The sequence below is a fragment of the Hoeflea sp. IMCC20628 genome, assembly GCF_001011155.1.
GTDB lineage: Bacteria > Pseudomonadota > Alphaproteobacteria > Rhizobiales > Rhizobiaceae > Hoeflea.
On record NZ_CP011479.1, the window covers coordinates 1,025,527 to 1,044,992 of the forward strand.

16 protein-coding genes and 1 pseudogene are annotated in these 19,466 nt (G+C 54.2%); 10 read left to right on the forward strand and 7 right to left on the reverse strand.

Annotation, left to right across the window (positions count from 1 at the left end):
* Positions 1–606 precede the first annotated feature (606 nt).
* The 4 genes from IMCC20628_RS04790 to argH form a co-directional block, all read right to left on the reverse strand.
* A complete protein-coding gene (locus IMCC20628_RS04790; RefSeq protein WP_047029262.1) occupies positions 607–2,055 on the reverse strand; it encodes a hypothetical protein in 1,449 nt (482 codons plus the stop codon).
* Between the two features lie 504 nt (positions 2,056–2,559).
* A complete protein-coding gene (locus IMCC20628_RS04795) occupies positions 2,560–3,330 on the reverse strand; it encodes a glucosamine-6-phosphate deaminase (protein ID WP_047029263.1) in 771 nt (256 codons plus the stop codon).
* A gap of 46 nt (positions 3,331–3,376) precedes the next feature.
* A complete protein-coding gene (locus IMCC20628_RS04800) occupies positions 3,377–4,585 on the reverse strand; it encodes an ROK family transcriptional regulator (RefSeq protein WP_082128006.1) in 1,209 nt (402 codons plus the stop codon).
* The gene (gene argH / locus IMCC20628_RS04805; RefSeq protein ID WP_047029264.1) at positions 4,582–6,099 is read right to left on the reverse strand and encodes an argininosuccinate lyase; all 1,518 of its coding nucleotides are present in this window, start codon (positions 6,097–6,099) and stop codon (positions 4,582–4,584) included. Before argH ends, IMCC20628_RS04800 begins: the two co-directional genes overlap by 4 nt.
* 382 nt (positions 6,100–6,481) lie before the next feature.
* Here argH and IMCC20628_RS04810 point away from each other — a divergent pair, with 382 nt between their 5' ends.
* The 5 genes from IMCC20628_RS04810 to IMCC20628_RS04830 all read left to right on the forward strand — a co-directional run bounded on the left by IMCC20628_RS04810 (position 6,482) and on the right by IMCC20628_RS04830 (position 11,223).
* Complete coding sequence (locus IMCC20628_RS04810) at positions 6,482–7,531, forward strand: extracellular solute-binding protein (protein WP_047029265.1); 1,050 nt, start codon at positions 6,482–6,484, stop codon at positions 7,529–7,531.
* 66 nt (positions 7,532–7,597) lie between these two features.
* Entirely contained in the window at positions 7,598–8,488 is an 891-nt protein-coding gene (locus tag IMCC20628_RS04815) for an ABC transporter permease subunit (RefSeq protein WP_082128007.1), read from the forward strand.
* Positions 8,489–9,277 (forward strand): ABC transporter permease, encoded by a 789-nt coding sequence (locus IMCC20628_RS04820; protein ID WP_082128008.1) that lies wholly within the window; start codon positions 8,489–8,491, stop codon positions 9,275–9,277.
* Positions 9,274–10,377, forward strand: a complete 1,104-nt coding sequence (locus IMCC20628_RS04825) for an ABC transporter ATP-binding protein (protein ID WP_047029268.1) — start codon at positions 9,274–9,276, stop codon at positions 10,375–10,377. Before IMCC20628_RS04820 ends, IMCC20628_RS04825 begins: the two co-directional genes overlap by 4 nt.
* 57 nt (positions 10,378–10,434) lie before the next feature.
* Complete coding sequence (locus IMCC20628_RS04830) at positions 10,435–11,223, forward strand: amidohydrolase family protein (protein ID WP_082128009.1); 789 nt, start codon at positions 10,435–10,437, stop codon at positions 11,221–11,223.
* A 238-nt stretch (positions 11,224–11,461) separates the two neighbouring features.
* Here IMCC20628_RS04830 and IMCC20628_RS04835 read toward each other — a convergent pair whose 3' ends face one another.
* From IMCC20628_RS04835 to IMCC20628_RS04845, 3 genes are read right to left on the reverse strand one after another with little or no spacing between them, the layout of a single operon-like run.
* Complete coding sequence (locus tag IMCC20628_RS04835; RefSeq protein WP_052766300.1) at positions 11,462–12,400, reverse strand: SMP-30/gluconolactonase/LRE family protein; 939 nt, start codon at positions 12,398–12,400, stop codon at positions 11,462–11,464.
* Positions 12,401–12,402: 2 nt separating this feature from the next.
* Complete coding sequence (locus IMCC20628_RS04840) at positions 12,403–13,686, reverse strand: TRAP transporter large permease (RefSeq protein ID WP_047029270.1); 1,284 nt, start codon at positions 13,684–13,686, stop codon at positions 12,403–12,405.
* The gene (locus IMCC20628_RS04845; protein ID WP_047029271.1) at positions 13,686–14,240 is read right to left on the reverse strand and encodes a TRAP transporter small permease subunit; all 555 of its coding nucleotides are present in this window, start codon (positions 14,238–14,240) and stop codon (positions 13,686–13,688) included. The genes IMCC20628_RS04840 and IMCC20628_RS04845 overlap by 1 nt, the downstream gene beginning before the upstream one ends.
* A gap of 181 nt (positions 14,241–14,421) precedes the next feature.
* Between IMCC20628_RS04845 and IMCC20628_RS04850 the strand changes: the two genes are divergently transcribed.
* The 5 genes and pseudogenes from IMCC20628_RS04850 to IMCC20628_RS04870 form a co-directional block, all read left to right on the forward strand.
* A complete protein-coding gene (locus IMCC20628_RS04850) occupies positions 14,422–15,414 on the forward strand; it encodes a TRAP transporter substrate-binding protein (protein WP_047029272.1) in 993 nt (330 codons plus the stop codon).
* An 81-nt stretch (positions 15,415–15,495) separates the two neighbouring features.
* On the forward strand, positions 15,496–16,257 hold the full coding sequence (locus IMCC20628_RS04855; RefSeq protein ID WP_047029273.1) for an SDR family NAD(P)-dependent oxidoreductase: 762 nt from the start codon (positions 15,496–15,498) through the stop codon (positions 16,255–16,257).
* Between the two features lie 74 nt (positions 16,258–16,331).
* Positions 16,332–17,003, forward strand: a complete 672-nt coding sequence (locus tag IMCC20628_RS04860; protein ID WP_082128013.1) for a GntR family transcriptional regulator — start codon at positions 16,332–16,334, stop codon at positions 17,001–17,003.
* Positions 17,000–18,160 (forward strand): mandelate racemase/muconate lactonizing enzyme family protein, encoded by a 1,161-nt coding sequence (locus tag IMCC20628_RS04865; protein ID WP_047029275.1) that lies wholly within the window; start codon positions 17,000–17,002, stop codon positions 18,158–18,160. Before IMCC20628_RS04860 ends, IMCC20628_RS04865 begins: the two co-directional genes overlap by 4 nt.
* 615 nt (positions 18,161–18,775) lie before the next feature.
* Positions 18,776–19,087, forward strand: a pseudogene (locus IMCC20628_RS04870) (transposase); the annotation flags it as partial.
* Positions 19,088–19,466 lie beyond the last annotated feature (379 nt).

The window sequence follows — 19,466 nt, forward strand, 5'->3', positions numbered from 1 at the left end:
CGCGGTCATCGGCACGGGGCCTGCTCAGAGGCTCCCCGCCGAAGAATGCATAGGCATGTCCATACAGCAAGGCTTCTGTGACCCGGACAGTCCTTGAGGAAACAGGCATTCTTTACCTGCATGGTGTCAGTGAAAACGCCCAGAATTCATCGTCAGCGAATTGAGAGAATGGATTGCGTTGGTCGCAGCCAAAACGGCCTACCTCATGCCGAGGAGCCGTTGGGAGAGGGGTTATTGCGAAAGCTTGAGTTGTCGGAGACGTCAGTGCCGATGAGAGCGTCGCGGCGTGGGTTTGGCAAACGCTCGATGGGTGATGTACTCAAAGTGTCGGCGAATGGACAGAAATATTGGTCTGAAACCGAGTTCTGAGCTTGACGCAATGGGCATAAATGGCGTCAGTTAGCTAAACATCTCGGTAGATCGATTGAATCTATAAAGACATAATTGGCGCCGATTAATCGGAAATCGACGCGGCCAGTCATGGTAATAAAAATGCTGCGATGTTTGAGGTGTGGCATTTTGTTCGGCTCGCAAGGACCGGGCAATCGTCATTGTGACCCACGTCGTGAATATATGACGTCGCGGGATTAATGACATCCATTAATATTATTCTTCCAGAGACCAATATCGGTCGTGATATTCGTCCTGAATTCCACCTGTCGTAGCATACAATACCTTGGTTTCATAAGTCTGCAAGACCTTATGTTTTTCCTTGAGCTTATCGTCGTAGTTATAGATGCTCTGGGAGACGCTTTCTCTTCCTTCGTTTTTGTGGGTTACCGTCTCAACGGACTTTCCGTCGACGAAGCCCAAGCTCGTCCAGTCATCGAGATGCGTCGTGAATGCTCTTCGATGATCATGCGTTCCTTTGAATGTCGTCGGCAGCGGGCCGTCTTCAGTTCGAGCTGCCACGATGGCATTCTTGATAGCCGAGTAGCTGAGATGTCCCTTAGATCGATCAGTTGATTTTCCCTTCTCTGGACGCAACGGCGGGAACAAGTGGACGTTCTCTTCGACGACAAGCTCATCACTGGTGAGCATGTCGTGAACCAAAGAACTGCACACATCTGGCAGTGGCAGCAGACGATAGGCTCCCATCTTGTCTGGTCCCAGCGCCCATACATATTTCCAGGGTCGCCCCTTCGTTCTCACAAACTCGGATTTGTGTGCTGACAGTACTGTCTCGATCCGCTGTCCTGTCAGCATCTGTAGGCGTATCGCATTAATGATACTGACATCACATTCGTAATTGGCACCAAGCCATTTGAAAGCAAAATTGTGGAGCTGAAGCGGGCTTGCGAGAATAGCCGTGAAGGTGGCTTTGTTTCGGATATCGGTAGCATCTTTTTTTGGGCGTGTGGGTACTGACACCATGAGCGAAACGTTCATTTCAAGCTTTGAATCTTTGTAGACTTCGGGACTTGTCGCCCATTTGAAACACCCGCGGATGGCGGAGTGTGTCAACCGCATTTGATTCCAGTTTGCGCCCTTGCCTTTGGCTTTCCCTCTCTCCTGGATAGACAACAGCACGCCGCTGATGTCGCTCGGGGTGATGGACTTGATCGGCATTCCGCACAGGCCTTTGAAGTCTCCAGCAATGACGCCTTCTTGGTAAGCGCCAATTGCTTTTCGATGTCCAGCATATGTAGCTGCACTCAAATTATCTTTGACGTAGTCGAGATACCGATCTCGCATCGTCTCCCAAATCCATTCACCAGCCGCGACACCAGCCACCTCGACGGATTTCTGGATATCTACGCCGCCTGATTTAACGAATGCCTCAATGAGGATTTTGGGATCGCGATCCTCTTTGACCTCTAATTTGAGACGCTTTACCAAGGAGCGGAGCTTTCCCAGTTCGTCATCCTGGAAGGTGTCCAGACGACAAAGGCTTGTCTTTCCATCTCTTGTCGCCCAGAACCAGAGGCATTGACCGTTGCGCACACGGAGCATCAGACCGTGTGTATCCTGATCGCGGTATTCCAGTATTTCACGCTTCTTTGCGGCCGATCTGGCTGCCGTCAATGTGTTGCCGTTGATGTGAACTTTAACCATGCGCTGATACCCAGATTGATGTTAGGGTCACATTAGGGTCACATGCCAAAAAAGCAATCAGAGACATCGGTAATCCCAAAATGAGCCACATTAACACGTACAATTCCAGTAACTTCAGCATTTTCAATATGTTGACAATGCTGTTGCGCATGAAAATTAGACTGCTGTTAACTGACATCGTCCCCGAAATTGTCATAACCGCTGACTCTTAATCAGCGGGTCCACGGTTCGAGCCCGTGCGCGCCCACCATCTTTTCAAATGCTTATGTTGCTGATGGCTCTTTTGCTTTTCCGCTAGTAAGCGCATAGTAAGCAATCCAACGACGTTTCGATCTGACAAATCGAACGGGCTTTACGCGCCAGTCGGCCCAATAATTGCGTAAATTGCGCCGCAACTTCGTTTTTGTGCGTTTTGGGTTGCCGCTCCATCTTCTGTTGCCGGAACACCGCACAATATCAGCGTCCGGGGTTGAGGGGGCAGTTCATCCGATTAGATCAGGGGCCTTACGGAAGAGAATCTGCTGAGTAGGAGAGGGCGTCGGCGTCAGCAAACAGCGTCACATCCCCATGGAAGCGTAGGAAGGATGCTGGATTATTCACGCTTATAGGCCCGTGAAGCGCGCTATACACTGCCGCAGCCTTCGCTTGCCCTGTTGCCAATAGGATTATGCGGCGTGCACTCAATATGGTGTCGATTCCCATGGTAATGGCTTGGGTCGGAGGTAGATGTCCGTGTGGAAAATCTGATGTGTTTGACGCCAGTGTGGACGCCGTCAGGTCCACCACCCGAGTACAAGATTCTCGAGTGGAGCCGGGCTCGTTAAATCCGATATGCCCGTTTCGTCCAATTCCCAACAATTGCATATCAATCCCTCCCTGGGCTTCAATCAGGGCCTCGTAAGCTTCTGCAGCCTTTATGGCGTCATCCGCAGTGCCGCTTGGTATATGGACATTGTTGCGGTGGATATCGACATGATCGAAAAAATGGATCTTCATGTAGTGGGCGAATGAACCATAATCCTCAGGCGAAAGACCGAGGTATTCGTCCAGGTTGAAGCTACGTATCGATTTGAATGAAAGCTCCTTCCTTCGGTAAGATGCCACCATCGCGCGGTATACTGCGATGAACGTCTTACCGGTAGGCAGTCCGAGTATCAGTTCCGGTTTTGCCGCGATCGCGGCCGTCACGTCGTCGGCTAGCGCGCGCGATGCGGCGTCGGCAGAGGCGAATTGCCTGACGGTAACAGCGGTTGAAGATGGGAGATCAGTGTGCATGGCGATTGACTGTGAGGGTGTCCCGTTTGGCGGCGGCATCGGACAACTACTGATCGAATAGGGTTTCGTGGACCCGGTCGATAGCCATTCCGATCGCGCCAACCAAGGCGGCACGTGGGCCAAGCGGACTTATCTCGATAGCAACTGGGTTCGGCATGCAAAGAGGAAGCAGGTCGCGTATTCGCTGAATCAGCTCGGGTCGCGAACCCACGCTGCCACCAGTGATGATGATTTCCGGATCTAACACCGCGCAAATCGCCAGAATCGCCTCAGCGAAGATGCGCGCGGCTTCGTCGATTACCTTGACAGCCGCGTCTTCCTCCTTATTCAGCTGCAAAAATATTTCGGCAACCGTCTCGGCACATGTTCCTCCGAGCGCCAAATAGCGCTGCACCAAAATGGCGCTGCCGACAGAGCTTTCCAATGTCCCAGAGCGAAAATTGCGGCTGTCAAATGCGTTGCCGCCAAACGGCAGCCAGGCAATCTCGCCAGCACCGCCGCCGGCGCCGCGCACCAATCGCTTTTCAGATACGATTCCTAGTCCGGTTCCTGTCCCTATGGCCAGAAATGCGAAACTGTCGAATTGCTGGCCTTTGCCGCGGCAGAGCTCACCCTTGGCGGCCATCGTGACGTCGTTTTCTACGAAGAACGGTATTGCAGCGCGTTGCTGCAGTGCCTGGGCGAAGCCGGGGCCATCAAGCCCCTCAATATTCGAGGTCAACCGTAGCTTGTCTGTCTTCGGATCGTAGGCGCCCGGCACCCCGATTGCCGCACACAGGATAGAGGATGTCGAGATGCCCGCCTTTCTGGCAAGAGTATTGATCTGGCTTGCGATTTGATCCAGCACGTGTTCGCCACCGCGCGGATCGGTCTCGGTCGTTGTCTCGGCCAGCACCTCTCCTGAAAGATCGGACAATGCAGTCCACAACTTCGTGCCGCCGAGGTCAGCGCCAATCACAAAGCCTCTCCGGCTGTTTAGTTCATACTTGGTCGCGCTGCGCCCAATTGTGCCCTTGGTTTTTCCTGCTTCCCGAAGCCATCCGTCAAGTGTCAGATAGTTCACGATTTCGGACGTCGTTTGCTTGGAAAGGCCCGTTTGGCGTGACAGTTCTGCGCGAGAGATCGCTTTGTGCTCGATCACCGCGCGCAGAACTGTGCGCAGTGATGTTCGGCGCGCCCGCGATTGTCCGGAGAACGAAACCCTGCTCTTGTCGAGAGCTTGCTGCGGTCCGTCAGTTGCTGTTGGCGTGGTCATGGCTTTCCTTGGTGTTCTGCTTGATGAAGCTCGGCAAACGCTGTCCGGAGCTTTTCGTCGGCTTCCGTTTTTCGGTTTTGCGCGGCATTCAAATGCTGCGTGAACCCATCAATCGTCTCTCGATATACTGCTGATGACGCCTGCATCGCCATCGGCCCCGGCCCACCGGGGCGCTCGCGCACGGCAACAAAGTGTTCCGGCGATACCACCTGCGCATAGGCCTGCGCAGTCATGTTCACGGGCCGACTCATCCTTGCCGAGAAGGCTTTGGCCAGAAAGGTATGACCGTTGCCCTGCAGCGTTCCGCCGGAGGCCAAGACCTGACGGGCGACATCGCCGCAGATTTCATGCGCCTCGCGAAACGAGAGGCCTTCGTCACGCACGAGCGTGTCGGCCAATTCGGTTATGGTAATGCACGAGCGGTCGATATTTTGCGCCACCATGTCTGTCTTGATGCTGCACTTTTCCACAAACGTCGACAGCAACGCCATCACCCGTTCAGCGGTTTCAAAGGCGCGATAGCCAGTCACCTGCATCGTGCCCTCGCTGTCATTCATGTCGGTGAACGGTGTGTTGTGCATCGTCGAAATGATAGTTTCGGCTTCGCCCATTCCCCTGGAGGCGAGCAATCTCATGTGCTCGATGGGTACCGGATTGCGCTTCTGCGGCATGATCGAGCTGATCTGGACCAGATCGTCGGGAACATGAAGCTGAGCCACTTCGAGGCTGGTCCAGAATTGCATGTCCTGAACGGTTCGTCCCAGATGAAGCAAAAGCAGTTTGAGCGACGAATAAGTCGCAGTCAGATAATCTACGCCAGCAATCGAAACGTAGGAGTTTTCTGTCGGAGCGGCAAAACCTAGCAGATCGGAGACTTTCTGACGGTCGATCTCAAAGCCTGTGGTGGTGATTGCGGCTGCGCCCATTGGTGAGCGGTCGACGTCTTGTCGGGCTGCCAGAAGCCGGGTGATATCGCGCAGCAATACCTCCAGCGCACCGGCGATATAGTGACCGAAAGTTGTCGGTTGCGCTGGCTGGCCATGCGTATAGGCGACCACAATCGTGCGCGCCTCGCGAACCGATTTGAGGTAAAGGGTTTCGGCCAACCGAATAGCCGAAGCTGCGAGATGGTCGATATGATTGAGCAATTCCAACCTGAATATGGTGTGGTCCATGTCGTTGCGACTGCGCCCTGTATGAAGGCGCCCCGCCAGGTCTGGTCCGATCGCCTCGCTCAATCTAGTTTCGATCACGAAGAATAAGTCTTCCTGCTTCGGATCGTAGGCGACGGTTTTTTCCTTGAGATCTTGCTCGACCCTAATCAAGCCGGATGCAACTTTGCTGGCCTGATCCGCGCTCAAGAGGTTGCAATTGGCCAGCATAACGCAATGCGCTCGATTTACCCGACACAGCGCAGGCAGAAAATTGTTCCGGGTATCCTCGAATAACGGCTTCAAAACGGTTTGTGCATAAACCCGATTTGGAAATTCTACCTGATCGTCGCTGTCAGTCATCAGCCATCCAATTGCGCAAAATGTTCATTCTTCCGTATGTCCCGCTGTTCGATCCAATTTGCCAAGCCAATTTTTCCCACTTGAGGCTTCAGGCCTGATCGACTTTCGTACCGGACGCTTGGCGCCACAAATTGCTTCCACATAGAGGCGTACATTTCCTCCCCTTGTTACTCAAAGGGGGGAGATGGACGGGCGACACGCCGATAACCGATACGGCTAAAAACAGACTAAGTGAGCCTTAGTCGTTGCGCAAGATTTATTTTTTGCTTGCATAATCCATGATTAGTAGCTTTATTTGTCTGAATAAAGTTCTAAATAATGGTCGGGATCGCTCTGGCGTCACCGGACTGCTCGCAAAAATGAAACCACACTGGAGGTAATCATGAAGAGATTGATATTGGCTGTCACACTCGCGCTGGCCACGTTGACGACGGCAGTCGCACAGGAAAAGACTGTCACGATTTACGGATGGTCCGGCGACTGGGACCTATGGTTCTCCGAGTGGGGTGACAAGTTCACGGACGAGACCGGGATCAAGGTTCAGTACGTGTCGGGCGGTGGCCTAGAGATGTATTCGCGCGTTCTGGCCGAAAAAGACGCGCCCAAGGCCGATTTGTTGCTGAGCAGCGCCAGCTACTTGTTTCAGGCCAATAATCTGGGTGTGTTGGGCAATATTGCCTGGGACGGTATGGCGAACGCCAAGGATGTAGATGCACGCTTCAAATTCGATAGTGTTGGCGTGTTCGGCTACGACATTTACCACATAGCCTACAACACCTCCGTAGTTGACGTCGCTGATGCACCCAAATCCTGGGCCGATTTAGCTGATCCGAAATGGAAGGATCGGGTTATTCAACGTACACCTGCCTCCGACTTGTCTGCCTGGATCTGGATGGCTATCGCGGCAAACGAAGGTGAAGACAAGGCTTGGGAAACCGTGCTCGCAATGTACGAGAACTCCTCGACATGGGTGAGCTCGTCGGGCGAAATGGTCCAATCCCTTGCTCTGGGTGAAGGTGATCTTGGTCCTGCGTCTATCGGACATATCATGCTTGCCGCCAATCAGGCGGGTGCTCCAATTGCCTCGGCGATGCCTGAATCTCCGGTCCTGATGCTCAATGGCCTGGGTATGATCAAGGACGGCCCGAATGCCGAGGGTGCGGCGAAGTTCCTTGACTTTTTCTTGGGAACCTATGTTCAGGATTTTATTATGAACAAGGCGGGCACATCTATTGCTGTCAACAACGCTGTTGAGTTGACCAACAATGATCTGGTTGAGATCGGGCTCGGCGGCATGACGGTTAGCGAAGTGCTCGAGATCTCATACCTGCCTGATTGGAGCCATTGGACCGAATCCGTAGGTGAGGACAAGACCCGCCTCGGTGAGCTTTCCAACGAGATCGACAAACGGGTCAAGGGCATCAAGCAGTAGGCAACCTTGTCTATAACCAACCGGGCATTGGTGTAACCTTTGCCCGGTTTCACGAAGGCGGATTTGATGAAAAACCTGCGGATAATTCTTCTACTGCTCCCAGTTATAGTGCTCTATGCCTTGCTTGCAGGACTTCCCGTTATCGCCATCTTTGTGAAAAGCTTCACAACCAATCACAATCTTGATCTTGAGATATTCGATCTCGAAAAGTTGCGCCAGACCAGTTGGACACTGCGTAACTACGGTCTTCTTTTTACGGAGCCCTACTATCTCGTAGCAACCTGGAACACGTTTGTGATCGCCGTTGTTTCTGTTGCCATCTCTGCTTTGCTAGGTGTTCCTATCGCGTTTCAGCTGACCCGCGAAGATACGCCCGGCCGCCGGATCCTCGAATGGATAACTTCATTGCCGATCTATCTCTCTGGTGTTCTTGCCAGCTACGCATTGTTGCTGTTTTTCAGCCAGCGCGGGGCACTGAGCGTCGTGAGTGAGGCGTTGTTTGGCGGCGCGGTGCGGCTGCCGGGAACAATTGCCGGTGTCATCGCAGGGACGGTGTACCTCATTCTCCCCATGTTCGTGCGTATCTCGAAGGCGGGTTTCATGGCTATACATGTTGAGACTTTCGAAGCGTCGTTGACGCTTGGCGCAAACGAGTTCGCTTCATTCCGAAAGGTCATGCTGCCACAGGCGCTGCCGGCCATCGGTGCGGCTATGGCCATCACCTTCACCTATGCCATGAGCCTGGTCATCGTCATCCTCGTGCTCGGCAGCGGCGGCGCCAAGTTTACCATTTTGCCACTCGAAATCCTGGCGCAGACACGCAGCACCAGCCTCAATATTCCGCTTGCTGCCGCGATGGCTGTGGTTCTTCTTCTAATCGCGGCCGCCGGCCAGTATGCGGCGGAACGTTTCCTGCAGGCACAGCGGTCGGCACAACCCCAGATGAGGGGCATTTGAATGGCTGGAAAATACTCACCTTTCCGGATCCTGATGTGGGCGATCATGCTGATCTTCGCGCTTTATGTGGTCCTGCCGCTAGTCATTGTCGTGTTGCAGAGTTTCAATCCACGCATCACATTGATACCCCAAGAGTTCACCTTGCGTTGGTATCAGATGCGAACCGGCGGTTTGTTGCCGGCGCTCGGTGCGAGCCTGATGATTTCGGTGCCCGCTGTCATCACAGGGATTCTTGTCAGCCTGCCTCTCGCCTATGCAACCACCCATTACGAGTTCCGCGGCAAGGCTTTCATTCGCCAGATGCTGGTCCTGCCTATCATCATCCCTGGCGTGGTTCTCGGCCTAGCCTATCTCCAATTGCTAAATTCCACACCGTTGCGCGATATGCATCCTGCCTTCGTGCTGATCCTCGTTCACACCATTATCGTGATCCCTTATGCGGCAAGGCCAATTATTGCTGGTTTCGAGACAATCGATCCGGCCATCGAAGAGGCCTCAGCGACTTTGGGTGCCCGGCCTTTCTCCACGTTCTTGAAAATCATTCTGCCTCTTCTTGTGCCTGCGATCCTGTCGGGCGGAATTCTTGGTTTTGCTCGTTCGATCAATGACTTCATTATCACCTTGTTTCTCATTCAACCGGGTTTCGTACCCTTGTCAGTGCAAGTGTTCCAGACGACCCAGTTCGGACTGCCGCAGGTAACTGCGGCGCTCGGATCGATCTTGCTTCTGTTCTCGCTCATTTTTGTTACTGCCGCCGAGGCAATCTTGCGTTTGGAGACCCGCCGATGACAATCGCATCAAAGCAGAATCCAAAAAATCTTGCAGTCACAGGCCTGCGAAAGACCTACGGCGATGTAGTCGCCGTCGATGACGTGTCCTTCGATGTCGCGGCAGGCAAGTTGACGACCCTGCTCGGACCCAGCGGCTGCGGCAAAACAACGACACTGCGAATGATAGGCGGTCTTATCGCCCCGACTGCCGGCAGCATGGCGATTGCCGGAAAGGATATTACAAACCTGGCGCCATGGCATCGCAACTGCGGCTTTGTCTTCCAATCCTACGCATTATTTCCGCATATGAGTATTGGTGCCAATATTGGCTATGGCTTGAATGTTCGGGGTTGGACGGCGGAGAGAATTCGTCGAAAAGTCGGCGAAGTCGCCGATTTCATGGATATCGCACCGCTTCTCGACCGCGTACCGCGTGAACTGTCTGGCGGACAACAGCAACGCAGCGCGGTTGCTCGCGCCCTGGCGATAGAGCCCGACATTCTGTTGATGGATGAACCCCTCGCCAATCTCGATGCCCAGTTGCGTGAACGTATTCGATTTGAAATCCGGCGTCTGCAAAGCGAACTCGGCATCACCATTGTCTATGTCACGCACGATCAGGCCGAGGCATTTGCAATCAGCAATGAGATCTTGGTGATGAAATCAGGAAGGGTGGTTCAGCGCGGCACCCCCAAGGAGATTTTCTTGCGTCCTGCATCCGGTTTCGTCGCCTCTTTCGTCGGTATGAACAATCTGTTGAAGGGACAGGTTGTCGGGGTCGAGCAGGACGCGATCACTGTGCAGTGGGGCATTTTCACACTGCGCGGGACGGCGTCCACAGTCTTCCAACCTGATGATCGGGTTGTTGCAGTTGTCGGGGCCCAAAATTTTCGCCTGGCCAGCAAAAAGTCGACAGAGACCAGCCAGATTAACCGCGCTTCCGGCCAGATAGCTGATGTCTCTTTTATGGGCACTCACTACCGGATCATTCTGCATACTGACTCGGGTGATTTGACAATGGATCTGTCGCAGGAGCAGGGCGAGATAGCGGATATTGAAGTTGGCTCGACGCTCGATATCGACATCAGCAATGTATTTCTAATTCCTGACCATGAATAATATCAATGGGATGGTCACTCCAACACAAACAATAGCAAGCCGAATTGAGGTATCTAGATGATCGTCGACGCACACGTGAATGTAGGCATTAGAGAACAAATCTGGGGGTTGAAGAAACACACCCCTGAAGACCAGATCGAATTGATGGAACGGTGTGGCATCGATTATGCCTGCATTTTTTCACCTGCCCCCGGGCTTGTACGTCCAGAACATTTCATCGAGGGCAACGACTATGTCGCCGCTGCCACGGCGCAGTATCCTGATCGTTTCATACCGTTCGCGATTCTGAATCCATGGTATCGCGGCGAGGCCATTGATGAGTTGAATCGCAACCTCGACCGTGGCTTCGGCGGGATCAAACTTTATCCGCCCGGTCATGGCTTCTATCCGATTGATAGCCCGCTCGTCGATCCAATCTGCGAAGCGGCGATCGCGAACGATATTCCAATTCTGATCCACACCGACTTCAACACGAAGATTTGCTCGCCTTATCATTTTGCCGCGCTGGCCAGGCGATATCCCGAGGCTAAGCTGATCATGGCGCATCTGGGCATGGACCCGGACGTGATCCATTTCATTCCCGACATTATTGAGGACCTGCCCAACGCCTATGTCGAAATATCGTGCACGCCCGATATTCCCGAGGCGGCTGTCAGCCGCCCGGTTGCGAGAATGGGCAGCAAACGAGTGCTGTTTGCCTCTGATGCGCCGGGCCTTGCACCCGAACTGGCGATACTGAAAGTGGAACTCGCAAAATTGTCCGCCGAAGATCATGCCGAGGTCATGGGAAGGGCTTTCATGCGCTTGATTCCTGAAGATCGCAGACCGAAGGGCTATGCTGAATAGCATGCTCTCAGGGTGTCTGGCATTAGTTCACAAATCTGCGTATGGACCGATGGCTGCTGGTTTGGTGTGCTTAGGCGGTGATATGGATGCTTGGTGTAGAGCCGTGTCGGTTTCCTAGGTACAGCCATGGCCTGTAATGTGGTTGTGGCTGAGGGATTGCAGCTATTGCGCGCCTTGCCTTGGATAGCCGGGAGAGTGAGTAACTCCGGCGCTTGCTTTGGGATGTTGCCCCATCGGGTCACGCAGGCGAGGGGCTGTTGCTTTCGCCTGCGTCGCAAGTTGACATCTTGAACCGGGGGACTGCGACCCCGGATGCCGGCACTGGAAAAGTCACTATCCCACCGTCCATGTCGGTGGGATTTTGAATCCGGCGATGTGACGTGACATACATCGTTTCACTCTCAGGCGGTCCGAAAGCGGGCATTGTCGGGGCCTGAACCGGGAGCCGGATTTTAGACTTCAGCGTTCCATCGGGGGCGAATCTGTTGAGGCAACCGGCGGAGACGCCCGCAGACCAATAGCATCCTTCTTGGTCCATGGCAGCGCCATCGGGGGCGCCGTCCTGCTTTGCGATTTCAGCAAATATCCGAACCGACGATATTTTTCCGATGTCGGCATTCCAGTCACACTGCCATATTGTCGATGCCCAGCTGTCCGAATAATACAGTGTTGATCCATCAACGCTCCATGCCAGGCCGTTGGCGACGACGAGGCCTTCGACGAGTTTGTGGAGTTCACCTGTCATGGACATTGCATAGATCGAACCTGTGGGCTTGTTGGTGCCGGATTCGTCCATGGATCCAAACAGAAACCACTTTCCGCAGGGACTGACCTTTCCCTCGTTGAGGCGATTGATTGGAAGGTCTGGTTCGGGGTCGAGCAACCGCTCAAGGACGCCACTTTCAAGATCAAGCCTGGCAAGGCCTGATTTAAGACCAACAATGGCCTGGGCACCGGATTCAAGCAGCGTGAAAGCGCCTACAGGTTCCGGGAGTGGCCAGGACCGCATCGCTGCGCCTTCAGCCGAATACTGGTGCAGCGCCGGCTTTCGGATATCAACGAAAAACAAGCTTCCCGTTTGATGATCCCAATAGGGGCATTCGGTCACTTCCGCCCCGGTTTTCCAGACTGAAATATCTTCCGGAGTGGAACCGTGTGGTTCTGAAATGTCTCCCATCGCTACATCCCGCCGAGAAGCACTGGCAGAAACAGGCTGATCATGGGAAAGGCGCAAATCACGATCAGGAGCGCGACAATGGGAAAATAGAACGGCAATACCGCTCGGCTGAGCTTGCCTATGCTGATTTGCGCCACGTCCATCATGACGAACAGGATGATCCCGAACGGCGGGGTGATTGCACCGACAAGGCAGCAAAGGATCAATACGATGCCGAAGTGAATAGGATCGATGCCTGCAGCGAGGATGGTTGGCAGAAATATAGGGATGGCAATCAGCATCAGCGCGCCGGTCTCTATGACCGAGCCGGCGATCAAGAGCAGGACACTGATGACCAGCAGAATTTGGAGGGGGGAACTGGCAAAGGATGTGACAAAGCCGGAGAAGGAATTTGAGAGCCCTGAAACCGCAATGATCCAACCAAAGGGAACCGATGCCGCCACGATGAAGATGAGAACGCCGCAGGTTCGAACGGTGGAAAAGAATGCCTCAAGTGCGTGGCGCACGGTCATGTTGCCCTGGGTGAAGCCCAGGATTAGTGCGTAGGCAGCAATCATGGCGCCGAGTTCGGTCGGCGTGGCTATCCCGAGAAACAGCCCCGCAAGCAGAAATACCGGCGCGAGGATAGCCGGCAACGCCCGAAGACCGGCACGGCCGACTTCTCGGAATGTGGCTCTTTTTTCGGGTTCAACATTTATGCGCCCGGTATGGGCCATGATGAAGACCGTGCCCATCAGAAAGGTACAAAACATGAGGCCCGGGATGACGCCGGCCAGAAACAGGTCGGTGAGCGAAACGCTGGCCTGGACCGAATAAATCACCATGATCACGCTTGGCGGGATGATCGGTCCGACGACGGATGAGACGGCGGTCAGCGCAGCGGCAAACGCTGGCTCGTATCCCGCGCGCTTCATTTGTGTCATTTCGATCTGCCCAAGCCCTGCGGCGTCCGCTGAGGCGACACCTGACATCCCCGCAAAGATCAGACTGGCAAGAATATTGACATGGGCCAGCCCCCCCTTGATGTGGCCTACCAGCGTGGCGGCAAAGTCGAATATCCTGTGTGCAATGCCTGAGCTGTTGAGAAAGTTTCCGGCAAGTACGAACAACGGGATGGCCAGAAGCGGGAAGCTGTCCAATCCAGGCGCTATCCGCTGGACAATAATCATTGACGGGAAAGTGCCCCCCACGAGAAGCGCCGCGATGCTGCTGATGAGCATGGAAAAGGCGACGGGCATGCCCACCGCGAGGGTGAGTGCAAAGACAAGCAGAAGCGTGAGCAGCATTAGAGTGCCTCCTCGGTAGAAGGCTGAAGCGGCGGAATCGGAGACAGGTCTGGCAAGGTCACCGGCTTCTGCATGAAACCAAACAGCCCCTTCAGCGTGAAATAAACCGCTGTCAGGGAGATCGACGAGAATCCAATAATAACAGGAACGGAAAAGACCCAGCCCTTGGGTAGGTCAATCGGGAGGGACGTGGTGACGGACTTGTTTTCGATGCTGACAATCGGCAGGGCGATCCAGACAACATAAACCGACGTGGCGAGGATCAGGAGATTGGTAACAATACCGATCAAGTGGCTCAGCCGTCCGGAGGTGTGATCTTCCGGGCTCCACAGGCGCATTTGACGGCCTTCTTTGTAGATCAGGCTGGCGGCGAGAAACGTAAGCCAGATCATCGATGCGGTGGATATCTCCTCGACCCATTGTATTGGCGAGTTCCAGCCATAGCGCAAAACCACCTGACTTAGGATGACGACGACAATCAGCGCCAGCAGCAGTGTTGCGGCGATAAGCTCAATTCGGCTTACCACTCGGAGCGTTCGTGCGAAATTCAACATTTTTCCCTCTCCGGCGCCATTTAGGCTTTCACTCTTTATGATCATATAACAGCAAAAATCAACCAATTGCCGCTCGAAAATTGTATTTTCTTATCAATCAGTCTATGAAAATTCAAACTATTGGTTGACATATGATCATATAATGCCGGAAAAGACGTCATTCGAAACACGGAGGAGAGATATGAAACATTTCGGGATACTGGCGGTCGCCGCCACACTTTCATTTGCCGCAAGCCTTGCGCAACCATCTGTCGCACGCGCTGACACCACGCTTACAACATCGACGGTCAACGCCGTCGGGTCGCTTGGAAATCGGGTGGGGAACAAGTTTCGGGATCTCGTTGCAGAAGCGGACTCGACGCTCGCCATCAACCACGTTGAGGGGACCGTTCTCGGCAACGCGGCCCAGGTGATGGACCAGACAATCTCGGGTGCCGTGGATATCATGGGAACGGACATGGCTTGGGTGTCGAGCTTTCATCCCGACCTCGCGGTCTTGAACTGGAGCTTTGCTTTCAACAGCACAGATCACCTCAACGCATTCTTCAAGAGCGAGCAATTTGGCAAGATCGTTGAGGAAATCGCTGCAGAAACAGGGATCCGTGTCCTGGCCGCGACCTCGACGCAGCCACGTTACTTCCACTCCCGCGTTCCGATCAAGTCAGCTGACGACATCAAGGGGTTGAAGGTTCGGGTGCCGCAGATCAGGGTGTTCATTGACAGTTGGGATGCCATGGGCGCAGTGCCGACCCCGCTGAACTTCTCCGAGGTATTCCTGGCCATGAAAACCGGTGTTATCGACGGGGCATTTGGCAATCCATCGGACACGTTCCCGAACAACTTCCATTTGTCGGGTCCGAATATTGTCACCACGGGCGACACGATCAGCAGCACAGCGCTCATCATCAATGAGGCACGTTACCAGTCGCTTACCGATGAAGAGCGCACGGTTCTGGGCGAAGCTGCACAGGGTGCCATTGATTGGGCGTACAAAGAGGCTCAGGCAGAAATGCAGGGCGTTCTCGACCAGATGACGGCGACCGGCGCTACCCTTACCGATATTGATACGGCCCCATTGCAGGCTGCGACGCTTGCAAAGGGACGCATGCTTGAAGACGAGGGTCTTTGGTCCAAGGGGTTGCTCGACAGTATTCAGAGCTTGGACGCCAAGTAACCCGATCGACGCAAAATTGGAATTCGGATTATCGCAAGCGCCTCAGGCGGGGCGCTTGCCGCACAAATAAAGGAACCGACGGTGAGTGTAGAGATCAGTCTTGATGGAAAATGCGCCGTCATAACGGGCGGCGGTGGCGGCATCGGTGCGGCAATTGCCGAGGAATTCGCCAGGGCTGGCGCGCGTGTTGTCGTTGCCGACATCGACGCCGATGCTGCAGTAAGAGTTGCTGAGCGGATTGCAATTGCACGTGGAGCCGCCGAAGGCCGGCAAGTCGATGTGACAGATCCGGAATCCGTTGACAGGCTGTTTGACCATTGCATCGAACAGTATGGCGGCGTGGATATTTTTGTGGCCTCCGCGGGCCTATCGGACAAGGGCGACATCTTCGAGCTTGAGTTGGACGAGTGGCGAACCATCATGGACGTCAATCTCACGGGTTCGTTTCTGTGTGCCAAGCGGGCGACGAAATCCATGCGTGACAATGGCAGAGGTGGACGCATCCTTCTGATCGGCTCTCCCACCGGGTTTCGTGGCGCATTGCGTGGCCATGTCGCCTATGCGGCCAGCAAGGGTGGACTTTTCGCGTTCGCGAAATCCCTGGCAAGGACTGTCGCGGTCGACAAGATCACGGTCAACGTCATCACGCCCGGACAGACAGATACCGAACTGCTTTGGAAGACCAATCCACGAGAGGCAATTGAGAAGATCATGGAGACCGTTCCCTTGGGGCTTGCCAAACCATCGGACGTGGCTGCAGGCGCGCTCTACCTTGCTTCGGACGGCGCCAAACATGTGACTGGCATATCGCTAGATATTGATGGTGGCGGCGTCATGCGGTGATACTGGGCCGATGCGATCTGACTTGAAGGATTGGAGCGCTTGGCCGCCGGCCTTACATAAAAAGGGGTTTTCCTATGCCTGATACAGACAATATTGCACATACCGGGTACTCGGTGACCCGCATCGCGGATCTTCTCAGGTCGGAGATTATCCTCGGAAAATACGCCATGGGCGAGCGGATCAAGATCTCTGATATCGCCGCGCGCTACCAATCCAGCACCATGCCGGTGCGAGAGGCACTCCGCACATTGCATTGCGAGCGGCTGGTTCAGATCATCCCCAACAAGGGCGCGGAAGTCTGCCATGTGGACCACGACTATGTTCGCGACATCTACGATGTTCGCGGTGTGCTCGAAGCGCACCTGACAGAGACTGCTTGTATGAAAATGAGCTTCTCGGCCTTTGCGGAAATCGAGAAGGCGCAGGAACTGGTTGTCGAAGCCGTCCGCAACGACGACCACCAGGCGCTCTTGCTCCACAACGAAAAGCTTCATGTCATCATCGCCGATCTGGGCGGAAATGCTGACGCCAAGCGGATCATCAAACAGAACCAGAACACGATCGTCATGCTGCGCAACCATGTCGGATTTCAACCTGGCCGTTTTGCAGAGATCGTCGAAGAGCACCGCAGGCTTATTGAAGCACTGTTCAGGCGGGACGTCAGCACGGCAGGCGCAGTGGCGCGCCATCATGCGGCGAGCGCGCGTGATGACATGCTCAAATGTATGAGGGAGTTTGAAAAGTGAAAATCGCGTCTGTTAAAACATATATCGTTGACTTCTTCCGTGCCAATCTGGTGTTGGTGAAAATCGAGACCGATGAAGGCCTGTATGGCTGGGGAGAGGCGACCGTCGAGTTCAATGACGAAGCCGTGGCAGCAGCCATCCATACCGCCACGCCATTTCTCGTCGGAAAGGATCCGTTCGAAATCAATCGGCTGGTCGGGCAGATTCATCGGCAAAGCTACTTCCGTACCGGTGTGATTCTGCGCAGTGCCCTGAGCGGCATCGAAGCCGCGTTGTTTGACATCAAGGGCAAGGCGCTTGGTGTCCCGGTTTACGACCTGCTTGGCGGCAAGGTGCGTGATGAAATTCGCTGCTATGCCAATGCCTGGTTCACCGGAGCAAAGACAGCGGATGAATTCGTCGAGAAAGCCAAAGCTGTCGTTGAGCTCGGATATACGGCCCTGAAATGGGATCCATTTGGCTCTGCCTATATGGATTTGACCCCCACTGAACTATTGACTGCAATGGGGATCGTGGAAGCGGTGAAGGCGTCCGTTCCAAAGCATGTCGATATTATCATCGAAGGCCACGGCAGGTTTAACCAGGCCACGGCGCTGCGGATTGCGCGCTCGCTGAAGGAATTCGAGCCGCTTTGGTTCGAGGAACCACTGCCTCCGGAAAATATCGGTGCCCTCGGTGATCTTAGAGCCTTGAGCCCGGTCCCGATTGCCACGGGAGAACGATATTATGACCCTGCATCGTTCCAGGCGCTGATCGCGGCAAAAGCCGCGGACTATTTGCAACCGGACGTCTGCCACGTGGGTGGTCTGGAGGCTCTGAAAGCAATTTCCTCACTGGCCGAAAGCAGCTTCATCCCGGTCGCGCCCCATAACCCCATGGGGCCGGTTGCTAACGCCATGAATATCCATTTGGCGGGAGCTTTGCCCGCAGTTTCGATCCTTGAAACGATGATGAGTGATGTTCCGTGGCGAAAGGATGTTTGCAGAGAGAATGTGGTTTTTTCCAACGGATACATTACCATCAACGACATGCCGGGCCTGGGGATTGAAGTGAACGAAGCCGCTTGTCTCGATCACCCTAGAAAAGATCATTATTTGCGCCACTTCGATGGCCGGCTGACAGATATTCGCCCAGAGAATGAGACCATATCGGTGTAAGGTAGCACTCTTGGTTCATAAGTTTTGTGCGACGAATTTGGTCTAGGTCTGATTTGGAGATTATCAGAATGTAATTTTTGAGCGGGTCAGGGCGGTCGCATAGCGTCGCGAAATGTATAGGATATGCTGCACGAACACGGTATTGAGGTTAGCCACGAGACCATACCGTTCTGGTGGAACATGGTCGGTCCGGTTTTCGCCGCAGAAATAAGGAAACGGCGGGTTTAGGGAACACGGCCGAGCCGCAAACGGTGGCATCTGGAGGCCATCTAAGAGAATGCGGTTCGATACCCGTGAAGGCTCGGAATGCCAAGCTTTGTCGAGCGTCTATTTTACTGTCAGGCGTGACTGCTCAACAACCCGGACGATCTGCGAGTTTCTCGGAGGCGGGATATCACATTCCTCTTCGCCTTGATGCCTGATCATGCTTTTGCGCAGTAGCATTTCGAGTGCCTGTTTGGCGACAAACTCCTTTAAATAGCGGGATCATGCGGCGCAGAATCTTCACCTCGTCCGACATGGCGGAGCGAGCGGCGTTCCTAGCCAACCGCTTCTTGCCAGTTTCCAGGGTTTTCTTTGACCAACCCTAAAAGAGGCTTTCGGCAATGCTTAGCGACCGCACCGATGGTCTTTGACGGAGCGATGAATGGGGTAGCGTTTCGAACCTATATCGAGCAGCTTCTTGTTCCCGCCCTCATCCCCGGCGACTATATCGTCATGGATAATCTGCCGGCCCACAAGGCGGATGGCATTCGAGGGGCCATAGAGGCCGCAGGCTGCGCGCTGCTCTATCTGCCGCCTTGCAGCCTCGACGTTAACCCGATCGAGAACGCCTTCTCCAACCTCAAGGCGCTATTGCGTGCAAAGACCGAACGTTCTGTCGACGGGCTGTGGAACACCGTCGGCGATCTCATTAAACTCTTCTAACCCCAGGAGTGCGCCAACTACTTCAAAGCATCAGGATATGACCCGGATTGAAGTGGACGCGTTCAAGCTTTTGAGTCAGCGGTCTATTTTTCAGATGGAATGTCGGCATTCGCTGCCTGCTCGGCAGGCTTTTCGACATTTGAGGAATTCGGTCTCATTTTCATTCCTTCGAGAGTACGACGAAAACAAGCCCCTCCCTAAATCACAACCTCAATTCTGCGCCATAGGTGCTGACGGGGAACAAGTCCACAAGTAACCGCACCTTATAACTTCTCTCGTGGAGTGGCACGTCGTATGCACTAGCAAACAGATTGCCATTCCCGCAATGCGGAGCCGAATTCGCATCAGTCTGACAGTGCCCTTGTCAGGCTCAGCGTCC